Source organism: Streptomyces sp. KLMMK (assembly GCF_036961605.1).
In the GTDB taxonomy this organism is placed as follows: domain Bacteria; phylum Actinomycetota; class Actinomycetes; order Streptomycetales; family Streptomycetaceae; genus Streptomyces; species Streptomyces telluris.
In genome coordinates this window covers 1-14,300 of sequence record NZ_JBAMDC010000153.1, presented here as the reverse complement: position 1 = coordinate 14,300, position 14,300 = coordinate 1, and the positions used below count along the sequence as shown (strand labels likewise).

Genomic DNA, 14,300 nt, shown 5'->3' with positions numbered 1-14,300 from the left:
CGGTGACGACGCCCTCGCCGGCACGCGGCACGCGGCACTCGCCCGGCTGTCCGCGGCGACCGCCGCGGAGGTGGGCGTGCGCGACGGCGAGCTGCTGGCGGTGACGGGCCAGGCCGGGACGGTGCGGCTGCCGCTGCGCGTGACGGCCATGCCGGACCGCGTGGTGTGGCTGCCGCTGAACTCGGCCGGCGGCGGCGTCGCCGGGGACACCGGCGCGCGCCCCGGCGAGCTCGTACGGATCGGGGCGGATTCCGGTGAGGGCACCGGGACCGGGACACCGGAGGCGCGGTAGTGAACGCTGTGGAAGCTGTGCAGGCTCACCGACTGACCGGACTGGCCGCCGAGGACCTGTCGATGTTCGGCCGGGACCCGTGGTGGCTGGTCGTCGTCAAGGCGGTCTTCTGCTTCGCGTTCGTCATGCTGACCGTGCTGTTCTCGATCGTCTGGGAACGCAAGGTCGTTGCGTGGATGCAACTGCGCATCGGCCCCAACCGGCACGGCCCGTGGGGCATGCTGCAGTCCCTCGCGGACGGCATCAAGCTGATGCTGAAAGAGGACGTGATCGTCAAGCGGGCGGACAAGGCGGTCTATCTGCTCGCCCCGGTCGTGGCGGCCGTGCCCGCGTTCATGGCGATCGCCGTGATCCCCTTCGGCCCGGCCGGCAACGAGATCTCGGTCTTCGGGCACCGCACCACGATGCAGCTCACGGACCTGCCGATCGGCGTGCTCTACATCCTCGCCACGGCCTCGGTGGGCATCTACGGCATCGTGCTCGCGGGCTGGTCGTCCGGCTCGACGTACCCGCTGCTCGGCGGCCTGCGCTCGTGCGCGCAGATGATTTCCTACGAGATCGCGATGGGCGTCTCCTTCGCGGCCGTCTTCCTCTACTCCGGGTCCATGTCGACCTCGGCGATCGTGGAGGCCCAGCACGACCGCTGGTACGTGCTGCTGCTGCCGGTGTCCTTCCTGGTCTACATCGTGGCGATGGTGGGGGAGACCAACCGGGCGCCGTTCGACCTGCCGGAGTCCGAGGGCGACCTGGTCGGCGGCTTCAACACCGAGTACTCCTCCATCAAGTTCGCGATGTTCATGCTGGCCGAGTACGTCAACATGGTCACCGTCTCGGCGGTGGCGGTGACGCTGTTCCTGGGCGGCTGGCGGGCCCCGTACCCGGTCTCGGCGTTCTGGGAGGGCGCGAACCACGGGTGGTGGCCGCTGCTGTGGTTCGTGATCAAGCTGCAGCTGCTGCTGTTCTTCTTCATCTGGCTGCGCGGGACGCTGCCGCGGCTGCGCTACGACCAGTTCATGAAGCTGGGGTGGAAGGTCCTCATCCCGGTCTCGATGGTGTGGCTGATGCTCGTCGCCTCGGTGCGGGCCCTGCGGAACGAGAACTACGACTTCCAGCAGATCGTGCTGTACGTCGGCGGCGCCGTCGTCGCGGTCCTGCTGCTCTCCTTCGTGGCGGACATCTTCCGCAAGGGCGAGCGCGGGCAGGGCGACGGAGAGGCCGCGCCGGAGCGGGAGTTCGACCCGACGGGCGGCGGGTTCCCCGTGCCGCCGCTGCCCGGGCAGACCCTTCCGCCGGTGCCGCGCCGCAGGCCGCGCCGTGACGGAGAGCTCATTGTCAGTGGCGGGCCCGATACTGTGCGTGACGGAAAGGAGGGCTGACGGCGGTGGCTACCGAACCCGCGCGGGGCGATGATCCCCGCGACACCCCCCGCAATCCCGTGGCCGGCTTCGGCGTGACCTTCAAGGCCATGTTCAAGAAGCGGCTGACCGAGCAGTACCCGGAGTACAAGAAGCCCACGGCCCCCCGCTTCCACGGCCGCCACCAGCTCAACCGGCACCCGGACGGCCTGGAGAAGTGCATCGGCTGCGAGCTGTGCGCCTGGGCCTGTCCCGCCGACGCCATCTACGTGGAGGGCGCGGACAACAAGGACGAGGAGCGCTATTCGCCGGGCGAGCGCTACGGCCGCGTCTACCAGATCAACTACCTCCGCTGCATCCTGTGCGGCCTGTGCGTCGAGGCGTGCCCGACCCGCGCCCTCACCATGACCAACGAGTACGAACTGGCCGACAGCAGCCGCGAGTCGCTCATCTATACGAAAGAGGAGCTCCTGGCCGGCCTGGAGGAGGGCATGGTCGACAGCCCGCACGCGATCTTCCCCGGCATGACCGAACAGGACTACTACCGCGGCCTGGTGACGGAGGCCGCACCCGGCACCGTCCGCCAGATCGCGGTCACCAAGGGAGAACAGCATCCATCAGGGCCTGCGGCCCGGGCGGACGAGGAAGGGGCCGACGCATGAGCGCCTCTTCTCCGGTCGTCTCCTCCCTGGCCGCCTCGGCCGCCTCCACCACCTCGACGGGTGAGGCGGTCCAGTTCTGGATCCTGGCGGTCGTCGCCGTCCTCGGGGCGCTGGGCGCCGTCTTCATGAAGAAGGCCGTGCACAGCGCCCTCTCGCTGGCCGGCACCATGATCGTCCTGGCGGTGTTCTACCTCGCCAACGGCGCCTACTTCCTCGGCGTCGTCCAAATCGTCGTCTACACCGGCGCGATCATGATGCTGTTCCTCTTCGTCGTCATGCTCGTGGGCGTCACCGCCGCCGACTCCCTCAAGGAGACCATCAAGGGCCAGCGGTGGCTCGCCGCCCTGTGCGTGCTCGGCTTCGGCATCCTCCTCATGGCCGGCATCGCCAATGCCTCCCTGAAGGAGTTCAACGGCATCGGCCGGGCCAACGCCGGGGGCAATGTGGAGGGCCTCGCCGCCCTCCTCTTCACCAAGTACGTCTTCGCGTTCGAGATCACCGGCGCCCTGCTGATCACCGCGGCCGTCGGCGCGATGGTGCTCACCCACCGCGAGCGCACCGAGCGCGCCGCCACCCAGCGCGAGCTCGCCGAGCGGCGCGTCCGCGAGGGCAAGCAGATCACCCCGCTCCCCGCCCCGGGCGTCTACGCCCGGCACAACGCCGTCGACATCCCGGGCCTCCTCCCGGACGGCACGACGTCCGACCTCACCGTCAGCCCCACCCTGCGGGCCCGCGGCCAGGTCCGTGACGTCTCGGGCGAGGCCCTGGAGGACCTGGCGGCCCTGGAACAGCGCTCGGGCGACTGGCAGGAGCGCGGCCGCAGCGAGGACGCAGGCGCGAAGGGGGCGAGCAAGTGAACCCGGTCAACTACCTCTACCTGGCGGCCCTCCTGTTCACCATCGGGGCGGCCGGCGTGCTCATCCGGCGGAACGCGATCGTCATCTTCATGTGCGTCGAGCTGATGCTGAACGCCTGCAACCTGGCTTTCGTCACCTTCTCCCGGCTGCACGGCAATCTCGACGGCCAGATCATCGCCTTCTTCACGATGGTCGTGGCCGCGGCCGAGGTCGTGGTGGGCCTCGCCATCATCGTGACGATCTTCCGCTCCCGGCACTCGGCCTCGGTGGACGACGCCGGCCTGCTGAAGCTGTAAGGGGACGCTGACGTGGAGAACCTCATCGGATTGCTCGTCGTGGCACCGCTGCTGGGCGCGGCCGTGCTGCTGTGCGGCGGGCGCAGGCTCGACCGCGGCGGGCCCTGGATCGGCACGCTGTTCGCGGCGGTGTCCCTCGCGATCGGCGTGGTGCTCTTCGCCGCGCTGCTCGGCCGCGACGCCGACGACCGCACGCTGGACGCCACGGCCTTCAGCTGGGTGCCCGTCGGCGGCTTCCGCGCGGACGTCGGCTTCCACCTCGACCAGCTGTCGATGACCTTCGTCCTGCTGATCACGGGCGTGGGCACGCTCATCCACCTCTACTCGGTGGGCTACATGGCGCACGACGAGCGGCGGCGGCGCTTCTTCGGCTATCTCAACCTCTTCCTCGCCGCGATGCTCCTGCTCGTCGTCGCGGACAACTACCTCCTGCTGTACGTGGGCTGGGAGGGCGTCGGCCTCGCCTCGTACCTGCTGATCGGCTTCTGGCAGCACAAGCCGAGCGCGGCCACCGCCGCCAAGAAGGCTTTCCTCGTCAACCGGGTCGGCGACATGGGCCTGTCCGTCGCGATCATGCTGATGTTCACCACGTTCGGCACCTTCGCGTTCGGCCCCGTCCTGGAGCGGGCTACGGAGGCGGGCGAGGGCAAGCTGACGGCCGTCGGGCTGATGCTGCTGCTCGCCGCCTGCGGCAAGTCCGCCCAGGTGCCGCTGCAGTCCTGGCTCGGGGACGCGATGGAGGGCCCGACGCCGGTCTCGGCCCTCATCCACGCGGCCACGATGGTGACCGCCGGCGTCTATCTGATCACCCGCTCCGGCGCGATCTTCAACGCCGCGCCGGACGCCCAGACCGCGGTGGTCACGGTCGGCGCGGTCACGCTCCTCTTCGGTGCGATCGTCGGTTGCGCGAAGGACGACATCAAGAAGGCCCTGGCCGGCTCCACCATGTCCCAGATCGGGTACATGATCCTGGCCGCCGGGCTGGGACCGGTCGGCTACGTCTTCGCGATCATGCACCTGGTGACGCACGGCTTCTTCAAGGCCGGTCTCTTCCTCGGTGCCGGCTCCGTCATGCACGGCATGAACGACGAGGTCGACATGCGCCGCTACGGCGGCCTGCGGAAGTACATGCCGGTCACGTTCGTCACCTTCGGCCTCGGCTACCTCGCCATCATCGGCTTCCCCGGGCTGTCCGGCTTCTTCTCCAAGGACAAGATCATCGAGGCCGCCTTCGCCAAGGGCGGCACCGAGGGCTGGATCCTGGGCGGCGCGGCCCTGCTGGGCGCGGCCATCACCGCCTACTACATGACCCGCGTGATGCTCATGACCTTCTTCGGCGAGAAGCGCTGGCAGCCCGACGCCCGGGGCGAGCTGCCGCACCCCCACGAGTCGCCGCGCACGATGACGGTCCCGATGGTCGTCCTGGCCTTCGGATCGGTCTTCGCCGGCGGCCTGTTCAGCATCAACGACACCTTCCTGAAGTGGCTGGAGCCGGTCACCGGGCACGCGGAGGGGCACTCGCCCGTCAGCGCCCTGACCGTCACCGCGGCCACCATGGTCGTGCTCGTGATCGGCGTGGCGATCGCCTGGGCGCAGTACGGGCGCCGGCCCGTCCCCGTCACGGCCCCCCGCGGCAGCCTGCTCACCCGGGCCGCCCGGCGCGACCTCCTGCAGGACGACTTCAACCACGTCGTGCTGGTCCGCGGAGGCGAGCACCTCACCCGCAGCCTGGTCTACGTCGACCACTCCCTGGTCGACGGCGTCGTCAACGGCACCGCCGCCTCCGTGGGCGGCCTGTCGGGCCGGATGCGCAAGCTGCAGAACGGCTACGCCCGTTCGTACGCGGTCTCGATGTTCGGCGGTGCGGCGGTGCTCATCGCCGCCACCCTGCTGATGAGGGCGGTTTAGCCATGTCCTTTCCCCTGCTGACGCTCACGGCCGCGGTCCCCGCGGTCGGCGCGGTCGCCACCGCGGCCGTGCCGGCCGGGCGCCGCACCGCCGCCAAGTGGCTCGCGCTCGCCTTCTCGCTCGCGACGCTCGTCCTGGCGGCCGTGCAGCTCGTGCGCTTCGACCCCGACGCGAAGGGGCCCTTCCAGCTCACCGAGTCGCACGCCTGGATCAAGGACTTCGGGGTCCGCTACGAGCTGGGCGTGGACGGCATCGCGGTCGTCCTGATCGCCCTGGCCGCGCTGCTGATCCCGTTCATCATGCTGGCGGGCTGGCACGACGCCGACCCCCAGGCTGTGTCCGGCAGCAGCTCCGCTGCGGACGGATCGTCCCGCTGGCGGCCCACCCAGGGCTTCTTCGCGCTGATCCTCATGGTCGAGGCGATGGTGGTGATCTCCTTCGAGGCCACCGACGTCTTCCTCTTCTACATCTTCTTCGAAGCCATGCTCATCCCGATGTACTTCCTCATCGGCGGCTTCGGGGACCGCACGGGCGAGCGCACCGAGGGGGACGCCGCCGCCCAGCGCTCGTACGCCGCGGTGAAGTTCCTCCTCTACAACCTCGTCGGCGGGCTGATCATGCTGGCCGCCGTCATCGGGCTGTACGCGGTCACCGCCGACCAGCTCGGCACCGGCACCTTCTCCCTCCAGGAGATCGTCCAGGCGCGCGCCGCCGGCAAGCTGGACCTCGCGACCACCACCGAACGGGCCCTGTTCCTCGGTTTCTTCTTCGCCTTCGCCGTGAAGGCCCCGCTGTGGCCGCTGCACACCTGGCTGCCCAACGCCATGGGCGAGGCCACCGCCCCCATCGCCGTGCTGATCACCGCCGTGGTCGACAAGGTCGGCACCTTCGCGATGCTCCGCTTCTGCCTCCAGCTCTTCCCGGAGGCCTCGAAGTGGGCGACCCCCGTCATCGTCGTCCTGTCGCTGATCAGCATCCTCTACGGGGCGCTGCTCGCGGTCGGGCAGCGCGACATCAAGCGGCTGGTCGCCTACGCCTCGATCTCCCACTTCGGCTTCATCGTGCTCGGCATCTTCGCGATGACCAGCCAGGGCCAGAGCGGCGCGACGCTCTACATGGTCAACCACGGCATCTCCACGGCCGCGCTGATGCTCGTCGCCGGCTTCCTGATCTCCCGCCGCGGCTCGCGGCTCATCGCGGACTACGGCGGCGTGCAGAAGGTCGCCCCGGTCCTCGCCGGCACCTTCCTCGTCGGCGGTCTCGCGACGCTGTCGCTGCCGGGCCTCGCGCCGTTCGTCTCCGAATTCCTCGTCCTCGTCGGCACGTTCAGCCGCTATCCGGCCGCCGGTGTGGTGGCCACCCTCGGCATCGTGCTCGCCGCCCTCTACGTCCTCGTGCTCTACCAGCGCACCATGACCGGGCCGGTGAAGGAGGAGGTGCGGGGCATGCCCGACCTCAGGGCGCGCGAGCTGGTCGTCGTCACGCCGCTGATCGCCCTGCTGCTCCTCCTCGGCGTCTACCCCAAGCCGGTGACCGAGATCCTCGACCCGGCCGTCCGGCACACGATGTCGCAGGTGCACGAGGCCGACCCCCAGCCCGACGTGAACGATGTGGAGGCCGCGAAGTGAGCCACGCAGCATCCGTCCACAGCCTGTGGACGATGTCGGCCGCCGCGCCGCAGAAGATCCCGGCGCCGCACATCGAGTACGCCCAGCTGTCACCGACGCTGATCGTGCTCGGCGCCGCGGTGCTCGGCATCCTCGTGGAGGCCTTCCTCCCGCGGCGCGCCCGCTACCACGCGCAACTGCTGCTGTCCTGCGTCGCCCTGGCCGCGGCCTTCGCCGCCGTCGTCGCCCTGGCCGCCGGAGGCTACGCCACCGGCAAGGCGCACGCCGCCGCCATGGGCGCCGTCGCCGTCGACGGCCCGGCGCTGTTCCTGCAGGGGACCATTCTCCTGGTCTCCCTGGTGGCCGTGTTCACCTTCGCCGAGCGGCGCCTGGACCCGGCGGCGCACGGCAGGCCCGTCGACTCCTTCGCCGCCCAGGGCGCGGCCGTGCCCGGCGGCAAGGCCGAGCAGGAAGCGGTGAAGGCCGGCTTCACCACCACCGAGGTCTTCCCCCTCGTCCTCTTCGCGGTGGGCGGCATGCTCATCTTCCCCGCCGCGGACGACCTGCTGACGCTCTTCGTCGCGCTGGAGGTCTTCTCCCTCCCGCTGTACATCCTGTGCGCGCTGGCCCGCCGCAAGCGGCTGCTGTCGCAGGAGTCGGCCGTGAAGTACTTCCTGCTCGGCGCCTTCTCCTCGGCCTTCCTGCTGTTCGGCGTGGCCCTGCTCTACGGCTACGCCGGCACGGTCACCTACGCCGGCATCGCCGACGTCGTGAACGGCTCCGTGCGGACGCTCGACCCGGCCCTCGCCGCCACCACCGGCAACGACGCCCTGCTGCTGATCGGCTCCGCGCTCGTGCTGATGGGCCTGCTGTTCAAGGTCGGCGCGGTGCCCTTCCACATGTGGACGCCGGACGTCTACCAGGGCGCCCCCACGCCCGTCACAGGCTTCATGGCCGCGGCCACCAAGGTCGCCGGCTTCGGCGCGCTGCTGCGGCTGCTGTACGTGGTCCTGCCGGGGCTGCGCTGGGACTGGCGGCCGGTGATGTGGGGCGTCGCGATCATCACGATGCTGGTCGGCGCGATCGTGGCCGTCACGCAGACCGACCTCAAGCGGCTGCTGGCCTACTCCTCCATCGCACACGCGGGCTTCATCCTCGCGGGCGTCATCGCGACGACTCCCGAGGGCGTGTCGTCCGTGCTGTTCTACCTGGGCGCGTACTCCTTCGTCACCCTCGGCGCCTTCGCGGTCGTGACACTCGTGCGCGACGCGGGCGGGGAGGCCACGCACCTGTCCAAGTGGGCGGGGCTGGGCCGCCGTTCGCCGCTGACGGCCGCCACCTTCGCGGTCTTCCTGCTGGCGTTCGCCGGCATTCCGCTGACGAGCGGCTTCGCGGGCAAGTTCGCCGTGTTCAAGGCGGCGGCGCAGGGCGGGGCCGGGGCGCTGGTCATCGTCGGCGTGGCGTCCTCGGCGATCGCCGCGTTCTTCTACATCCGGGTGATCGTGCTGATGTTCTTCAGCGAGCCGAAGGCGGACGGGCCGACGGTGGCGGTGCCGAGCCCGCTGACGTCGTCGGCCATCGCGATCGGCGTCGCGGTCACGCTCGTCCTCGGCGTGGCGCCGCAGTACTTCCTCGATCTGGCCGGGCAGGCAGGGGTGTTCGTGCGGTAGCCGTACGCCTCACGGCTCGGCCCCTGACCCTCCCGGGGGTCAGGGGCCGAGCCGTGTGCGGAGTCAGCTCGCCGGCTTCGCGGGCAGGCCGCCCGGGAGGCCTGCCGGCTTGCCGTCGCCGCCCACGGCCTTGGTCATCTTGTCCTGCTTGCCGGAGGCCCAGGCCACGGTGAAGGACTTGCCGTCGAAGTCCTTGATGGTGCCCGTGCTGTAGTCCGTGCTGCCGTCCTGGCAGTGCTTGATGGTGATCGTCGCCGGCTGGGAGTTGTCGACGAGCGTGCCCGAGCAGGCGGTCTTCCCGCTGAGCATCACCTTGTCCTGGGCGAACGACAGGATGACGAGGCTCTTGTCGGTGAGCTTGCCGCTGTTGGACCAGCCGCCCGCGAGCTCGGCCGCCGTCGCGCGCTTGGCGTCGGCGGCGGGCGCCGACGGCTGCCCGGCCGGGGCCTGGGAGGCCGGCGTGGCACCGCCGGCCGGCTTGTCGTCCTTCTTGCCGCCGTCGCTCTCGCTGCTGCAACCGGTCATCAGCACAGCGGCGCAGAGTGCCGCCCCCGTGATCTGTACTGCCTTGCGCACGTGTCTCCTCCGAGTGGTTATGGACACGACAAATTAGCAGCTCTGATCCGGCCGTCCTGAAGTCCTTACCGGGCGGCGGGGGTTGGGCGGAATCACCCGCCTCCGCCGTCACCCCCGCCTCCTCCGTCGGCGCCGCCACCGCCGTCCGCGCTGTCGCTCATCACGTTCTTGTGCACGGCCCGCGCCGCCCAGTCCGTACGGACGAGCCGCCGCATGGCCTGCCGCTCGGTCCGGCGCCCCCAGCCGGGGCAGAGCGAGCCCGATATGCCGATGGCGGACGCCAGGGCGGCGAGCGCGCGGGCGCGCGGATCGGCGAATCCGCCGCGCCGGGCCAGCTCGAAGCGCTCCCGCGCCGCCGTCGTCAGATCCACCGTGCCCACGGAAGCGTGCCGGTACGGGATGAGGCCGAGGAAGCGGCGGGACTCCACGCGCACCGCACCCCGCTCCGCCAGCCGGGCCAGCAGGGTCTCTTCGAGGCGCCCCGACGCGCTCCGCACCCAGCGGGCCGTGCGCGGCCCGCCGCGCTTCGCGTCCTTGCCGGGCTGTGCCAGGCTCGCCAGCGCCGCGGCCAGCAGCGGGTCGTCCGGCGGCAGCGGGTTCGTCACCCGTACCCGGCCGTGCTCCTCCACGACCCGCCCGGCCAGCCGCAGTTCGGCCAGCGCCGCCCCGGCCACGCCGTACGCCGAGGAGTGGCCGGCGCGCATCAGCTTGCGGCCGCTGTCCGGGTCGAAGCAGAGCAGCAGCAGCTCCTCGGCGAGCGTGGGGCGCGGGGCGTCGGCGGTCATGCCGTGGCGTCGCCGCGGGCGGGGACGTCGCGGGCGGGGAGGATGCGGCCGGTGACCTCGCCGAGGCCGATGCGGGAGCCGTCCGGGCCGGGTGCCCAGGCCGTGAGGGTGACCTCGTCGCCGTCCTCCAGCCACGGGCCCTTGCCGGCGGTGAGTTCGAGGAGGCAGCCGAGCTGGTCGGGCTCGGGGCCGCTGACCGTGCCGGAGGCGAAGAGGTCGCCGGTGCGCAGCGTCGCGCCGTTGACCGTCATGTGCGCGAGCTGCTGGGCGGCGGTCCAGTACATGGCGGAGAACGGCGGCCGGGAGACCGTCGCGCCGTTGACCGTCACCTCGATGCTCAGGTCGATGCCGCCGGGCTCGGCCGCCGAGTCGTCGAGGTAGGGCAGGAGCGGGTGGGTGCGCTCCGGCGGCGCCGTGCGGGCCTCGTCGAAGGCGTCGAGGGGGGTGATCCAGGCCGAGACGGAGGTGGCGAAGGACTTGCCGAGGAACGGGCCGAGGGGGACGTACTCCCAGGCCTGCAGGTCGCGCGCGGACCAGTCGTTGACGAGGCAGACGCCGAAGACGTGCTCGCGGAAGTCCGCGAGGCCCACGGGCGCGTCGGCGGGGGTGCCGACGACGAAGCCGACCTCGGCCTCGATGTCGAGGCGGCGCGAGGGGCCGAAGGAGGGGAGAGCGTCGGAGGGCGCCTTGCGCTGGCCCTGGGGGCGCACGACGTCGGTGCCGCTGACGACGACGGTTCCGGCGCGCCCGTGGTAACCGATCGGCAGGTGCTTCCAGTTCGGCGTGAGGGGCTCGCCGTCGGGGCGGAAGATGCGGCCGACGTTGGTGGCGTGGTGCTCGCTGGAGTAGAAGTCGACGTAGTCGGCGACCTGGAAGGGCAGGTGCAGCGTCACGTCGGCGAGCGGGTGGAAGGGCCCGTCGGCCAGCCAGGTGCGGACCTCGGCGCGCACGGCCTGCCAGACGGCCCGGCCGGCGGCCAGGAGGGGGTTGAGCGTGGGCTGCTCCAGCAGGGCGCCGTGCGCGGAGCCGTGGGCCGCCGCCGCGGCCGCCGCGTCGAGGACGGAGGTTCCGTAGCGGACGCCGATGCGGGGGCGGTCCGGGGCGTCGGCGGTGGTGAAGACGCCGTACGGGAGGGTGTCCGCTCCGAAGGGGTCGCCTTCGGCAAGCTCGCGGGGGCTGTGCTGGGGCATGGGACGCTGCCTCGCTCTCTCCTGGACGCTCCGGGAAGCCGGTGGGCCCCGCCGGGGCCCGCGGCCCCACATTACGTGCTGGTGGCCGGCAGGCAAGGGGTGTCAGGAGGGGGTCTCGCGGCGGGCTCCTGCCGTGCGCCCGGGGCGGGTCCGCAGGGCTGCCCGGAGCGCCGTGCGGAGGACCGTCCGGACGGTCCTGCGGGCGCTTCCCGAACGGCTGCCCGCAGATCGTCCGAACCACTGTCCGAGCTCCGGCTAAAGAGCGCGCAATATCCGGTAATTCCTTGCTGGAAGCGGCGATTCCGAAGTAGCGTCCTTAATCGGGCCAGGCACAGTGGGGGGCCGCTGCGGCTGAGGGGCCGAGGGGGATGCTGGTGGCGAGCAGGAGCACGCCCATCGCGGCGGACCGGTCCGTTCCAGGACTGATCGTGAAGATCGGTGACTATCCCCTGCACCACGGCGGGGTGGGTGCGATCCGCAGCCTCGGCAGACTCGGCATCCCCATGTACGCCATCACGGAGGACCGCTGGACCCCCGCAGCCGTCTCGCGCTATCTGCGCGGCGGCTTCGTCTGGCGCACCACGGGCACTGAGCGGCCGGCGGAGCTGGTCGAGGGCCTGCTGCGGATCGGCCGCGAGATCGGCCGCCCCGCGGTCCTGGTGCCCACCGACGAAGAGGCCGCGGTGCTCATCGCCGAGCATGCCGGGGAGCTCGCCGGCAGCTTCCTCTTCCCGCCGGTGGAGCCGGAGCTGCCGCGCCGGCTGGCGAGCAAACAGGGGCTGCACGAGCTGTGCGTGGAGCACGGGGTGCCGTCCCCGGAGGCCCTGTTCCCGGCGTCGTTCGAGGAGATCGAGGAGTTCGCGGAGCGTGCCCGCTTCCCCCTCGTCGCCAAGAACAGGGAGGCGTTCGAGCGCCGCCGCAAGCCCGCCGTGCACGGCACCACCCGCATCCGCGGGCCGCGCGAGCTGCTGCAGCTGGCGCGCGGCTGGGGCCCGTCCCCGGGCGTGATCCTCCAGGAGTACCTGCCCCGTGAGCAGGCCGAGGACTGGATCGTGCACGCCTACTTTGACGCCGAGTGCACCCCGCTCGCGATGTTCACGGGCGTGAAGGTGCGCTCGTGGCCGCCGCACGCGGGCATGACCGCCAACGCCTATGTCGTGGACAATCCCGAACTGGCCGACATGACGGCCCAGTTCATCAAGCAGATCGGTTTCTGCGGGATCGTCGACCTGGACTGGCGCTTCGACCGCCGTGACGGCCGGTACAAGCTGCTGGACTTCAACCCCCGCATGGGCGCGCAGTTCCGGCTCTTCGAGAGCGAGGCCGGCATCGACGTCGTGCGGGCCCTGCACCTGGACCTGACCGGGCGCAAGGTCCCGGAGGGCGAGCAGCCCGCCGGGCGCCGGTTCATCGTGGAGAACATCGACCTGCCCGCCCTCGCCGCCTACCGCCGCAGCGGCTACAGCACCCCGCACGCACCGCCGCGCCCCACCGGCACGGAGCTGGCGTGGCTCGCGCGCGACGACATGAAGCCCTTCTTCACCATGCTCGCCCGGTTCGTACGACCGGGCGTGCGGCACCTGTGGCAGATGTGGCGCTCCAGGCGCGCCACCGCGTCCGCCGCCGAATGACCCGTCGCCGGACAGCCGTCGCCGAATGACCGCTGTCGAACAACCGAACAGCAGAACAGCCGCTGACGAATACCCGTCGCCGAGTGTCCGCCGTCATCAACGAGTACCGGTCATGCATAGCGAGTAACGCCCTGGGAGGGGACTCGTGACACTTCCCGTAGCAGTCATCGGGGCCGGCCCGTACGGTCTGTCGACCGCCGCCCACCTGCGGGCCCGTGGGATAGCGACCCGCGTCTTCGGCTCGCCGATGGTGAGCTGGCGCGAGCACATGCCCGCCGGGATGATCCTGAAATCCACCCCCTCGGCGTCGAGCATCGACGCGCCGCAGCCGGGCCACACCCTGCTCGACTTCTGCCGGGAGACCGGCGAGCGGCGCTTCGAGTCGGACTGGGACACCATCCCGGTCGAGACGTTCTCGCGCTACGGCCTGTGGTTCCAGGAACGCCTGGTGCCGGAGCTGGAGCAGGTGCGCGTGGTGTCCGTGGACCGGCGCGCCGCGGACTTCGAGCTGAAGCTGGACTCCGGGGAGCAGTTCGCCGCCCGCGCGGTGGTGGTCGCCACGGGTCTGAGCGGCCTGGAGCAGCTGCCGCCCGAGCTGGCCGCGGCCGTTCCCGACGGCCCGTCCGTCTCGGGGCCGATCTCGCACAGCTCCCAGCACCGCGACCTGTCGCGGTTCGCCGGGCGCGAGGTGGTCGTCATCGGCGCCGGGCAGTCGGCGCTGGAGACGGCGGTGCTGCTGGCGGACGCCGGGGCCGCGTCGGTACGGGTGGTCGCCCGCCGAAAGGGTGCCGTCCGCTTCGGCGCGGCGCCGGACGGCCAGCCGCGGCTGAAGCCCGACACCCCCTTCGGCCGGGCCTGGTCGCTCTACGCGTTCTCGTACCACGCCGATGGTTTCCGCCATCTTCCGGCGCCCGCCCGGCGGTTCCTCGTGCAGCGCGTGCTCGGCCCGCTCGGCGCCTGGTGGCTGCGCGAGCGCTTCATCGGCCGGGTCCATGTCTCGGAGGGCAAGCGGATCACCTCGGCCCGTATCGAGGAGGGCCGCCCCGTCCTCGGCCTCGCCGCCCCGGACGGCTCGGGCGCGGGGGAGCTCGCCGCCGACCACGTCATCGCGGCGACGGGCTACCGGGTCGACCTCGCGGCCATGGACTTCCTCGGCCACGGCCTGCGCACCAGGCTCGCCGTCGGCGCGGGCGGCCCCCGGCTCGGCCCCGGCTACCGCGCCTCGGTACCGGGGCTGTTCTTCACGGGCCTGCCGGCCGCGGCCAGCTACGGCCCGGTCATGCGGTTCGTCTGCGGTACGGAGTACGCCTCGCCGCGGCTGGCGCGTGCGGTGGGGGTGCTGCCGTAACCCCGGGTGCGGGGTGCTGCCGTAACCCCGGGTGCCGCCGTGCCCCGGGGCGTATGCCGTAACCCGGAGTACGGCCGTAACCCTTGGTGCTGCCGTAGCCCGTAGGGGTAGGGCAGCAGGCGG

General features: G+C 71.5%; 13 protein-coding genes. 10 read left to right on the top strand and 3 right to left on the bottom strand.

Features of this window, described 5'->3' with window-relative positions; translation table 11 throughout:
• From V7793_RS21250 to nuoN, 8 genes are all read left to right on the top strand, one after another.
• The coding region (locus V7793_RS21250; RefSeq protein ID WP_336008843.1) for a molybdopterin dinucleotide binding domain-containing protein at positions 1–292 on the top strand (292 nt) is incomplete at its 5' end.
• A 62-nt stretch (positions 293–354) separates the two neighbouring features.
• Entirely contained in the window at positions 355–1,668 is a 1,314-nt protein-coding gene (gene nuoH / locus V7793_RS21245) for an NADH-quinone oxidoreductase subunit NuoH (protein ID WP_336008845.1), read from the top strand.
• 5 nt (positions 1,669–1,673) lie between these two features.
• Positions 1,674–2,309 carry an NADH-quinone oxidoreductase subunit NuoI gene (nuoI, locus tag V7793_RS21240; protein WP_336008842.1) on the top strand — a complete coding sequence of 212 codons (636 nt, stop codon included), beginning with the start codon at positions 1,674–1,676 and terminating at the stop codon, positions 2,307–2,309.
• Complete coding sequence (locus tag V7793_RS21235; protein ID WP_336008841.1) at positions 2,306–3,166, top strand: NADH-quinone oxidoreductase subunit J; 861 nt, start codon at positions 2,306–2,308, stop codon at positions 3,164–3,166. Before nuoI ends, V7793_RS21235 begins: the two co-directional genes overlap by 4 nt.
• Positions 3,163–3,462 carry an NADH-quinone oxidoreductase subunit NuoK gene (gene nuoK / locus V7793_RS21230; RefSeq protein WP_058047640.1) on the top strand — a complete coding sequence of 100 codons (300 nt, stop codon included), beginning with the start codon at positions 3,163–3,165 and terminating at the stop codon, positions 3,460–3,462. Before V7793_RS21235 ends, nuoK begins: the two co-directional genes overlap by 4 nt.
• 12 nt (positions 3,463–3,474) lie before the next feature.
• The gene (gene nuoL, locus V7793_RS21225; RefSeq protein ID WP_336008839.1) at positions 3,475–5,370 is read left to right on the top strand and encodes an NADH-quinone oxidoreductase subunit L; all 1,896 of its coding nucleotides are present in this window, start codon (positions 3,475–3,477) and stop codon (positions 5,368–5,370) included.
• A 2-nt stretch (positions 5,371–5,372) separates the two neighbouring features.
• Positions 5,373–6,998: an NADH-quinone oxidoreductase subunit M gene (locus V7793_RS21220; RefSeq protein WP_336008838.1), complete on the top strand. Its 1,626-nt coding sequence runs from the start codon at positions 5,373–5,375 to the stop codon at positions 6,996–6,998.
• A complete protein-coding gene (gene nuoN / locus V7793_RS21215; RefSeq protein ID WP_336008836.1) occupies positions 6,995–8,647 on the top strand; it encodes an NADH-quinone oxidoreductase subunit NuoN in 1,653 nt (550 codons plus the stop codon). The genes V7793_RS21220 and nuoN overlap by 4 nt, the downstream gene beginning before the upstream one ends.
• A gap of 63 nt (positions 8,648–8,710) precedes the next feature.
• Here the strand turns inward: nuoN and V7793_RS21210 are convergent, their stop codons facing one another.
• The 3 genes from V7793_RS21210 to fahA form a co-directional block, all read right to left on the bottom strand.
• Positions 8,711–9,223, bottom strand: coding sequence for a hypothetical protein (locus V7793_RS21210; RefSeq protein ID WP_336008835.1), 513 nt, complete (start codon positions 9,221–9,223; stop codon positions 8,711–8,713).
• 92 nt (positions 9,224–9,315) lie between these two features.
• Positions 9,316–10,008 carry a GOLPH3/VPS74 family protein gene (locus tag V7793_RS21205; protein ID WP_336008834.1) on the bottom strand — a complete coding sequence of 231 codons (693 nt, stop codon included), beginning with the start codon at positions 10,006–10,008 and terminating at the stop codon, positions 9,316–9,318.
• Positions 10,005–11,198 (bottom strand): fumarylacetoacetase, encoded by a 1,194-nt coding sequence (gene fahA, locus V7793_RS21200; RefSeq protein ID WP_336008831.1) that lies wholly within the window; start codon positions 11,196–11,198, stop codon positions 10,005–10,007. Before fahA ends, V7793_RS21205 begins: the two co-directional genes overlap by 4 nt.
• 368 nt (positions 11,199–11,566) lie before the next feature.
• Between fahA and V7793_RS21195 the strand changes: the two genes are divergently transcribed.
• Together V7793_RS21195 and V7793_RS21190 are read left to right on the top strand one after the other, a co-directional pair.
• Positions 11,567–12,829, top strand: a complete 1,263-nt coding sequence (locus tag V7793_RS21195) for a carboxylate--amine ligase (RefSeq protein ID WP_336008829.1) — start codon at positions 11,567–11,569, stop codon at positions 12,827–12,829.
• A gap of 145 nt (positions 12,830–12,974) precedes the next feature.
• On the top strand, positions 12,975–14,177 hold the full coding sequence (locus V7793_RS21190; RefSeq protein ID WP_336008828.1) for an FAD-dependent oxidoreductase: 1,203 nt from the start codon (positions 12,975–12,977) through the stop codon (positions 14,175–14,177).
• The last annotated feature ends 123 nt before the right edge of the window (positions 14,178–14,300 follow it).

Bases quoted from the DNA above. Each gene is read 5' to 3' on its own strand.
- nuoH (WP_336008845.1), top strand. From the start codon at position 355: ATGTTCGGCCGGGACCCGTGGTGGCTGGTCGTCGTCAAGGCGGTCTTC.
- V7793_RS21235 (WP_336008841.1), top strand. From the start codon at position 2,306: ATGAGCGCCTCTTCTCCGGTCGTCTCCTCCCTGGCCGCCTCGGCCGCC.
- V7793_RS21220 (WP_336008838.1), top strand. From the start codon at position 5,373: ATGTCCTTTCCCCTGCTGACGCTCACGGCCGCGGTCCCCGCGGTCGGC.
- V7793_RS21205 (WP_336008834.1), bottom strand. From the start codon at position 10,008: ATGACCGCCGACGCCCCGCGCCCCACGCTCGCCGAGGAGCTGCTGCTG.
- fahA (WP_336008831.1), bottom strand. From the start codon at position 11,198: ATGCCCCAGCACAGCCCCCGCGAGCTTGCCGAAGGCGACCCCTTCGGA.
- V7793_RS21195 (WP_336008829.1), top strand. From the start codon at position 11,567: ATGCTGGTGGCGAGCAGGAGCACGCCCATCGCGGCGGACCGGTCCGTT.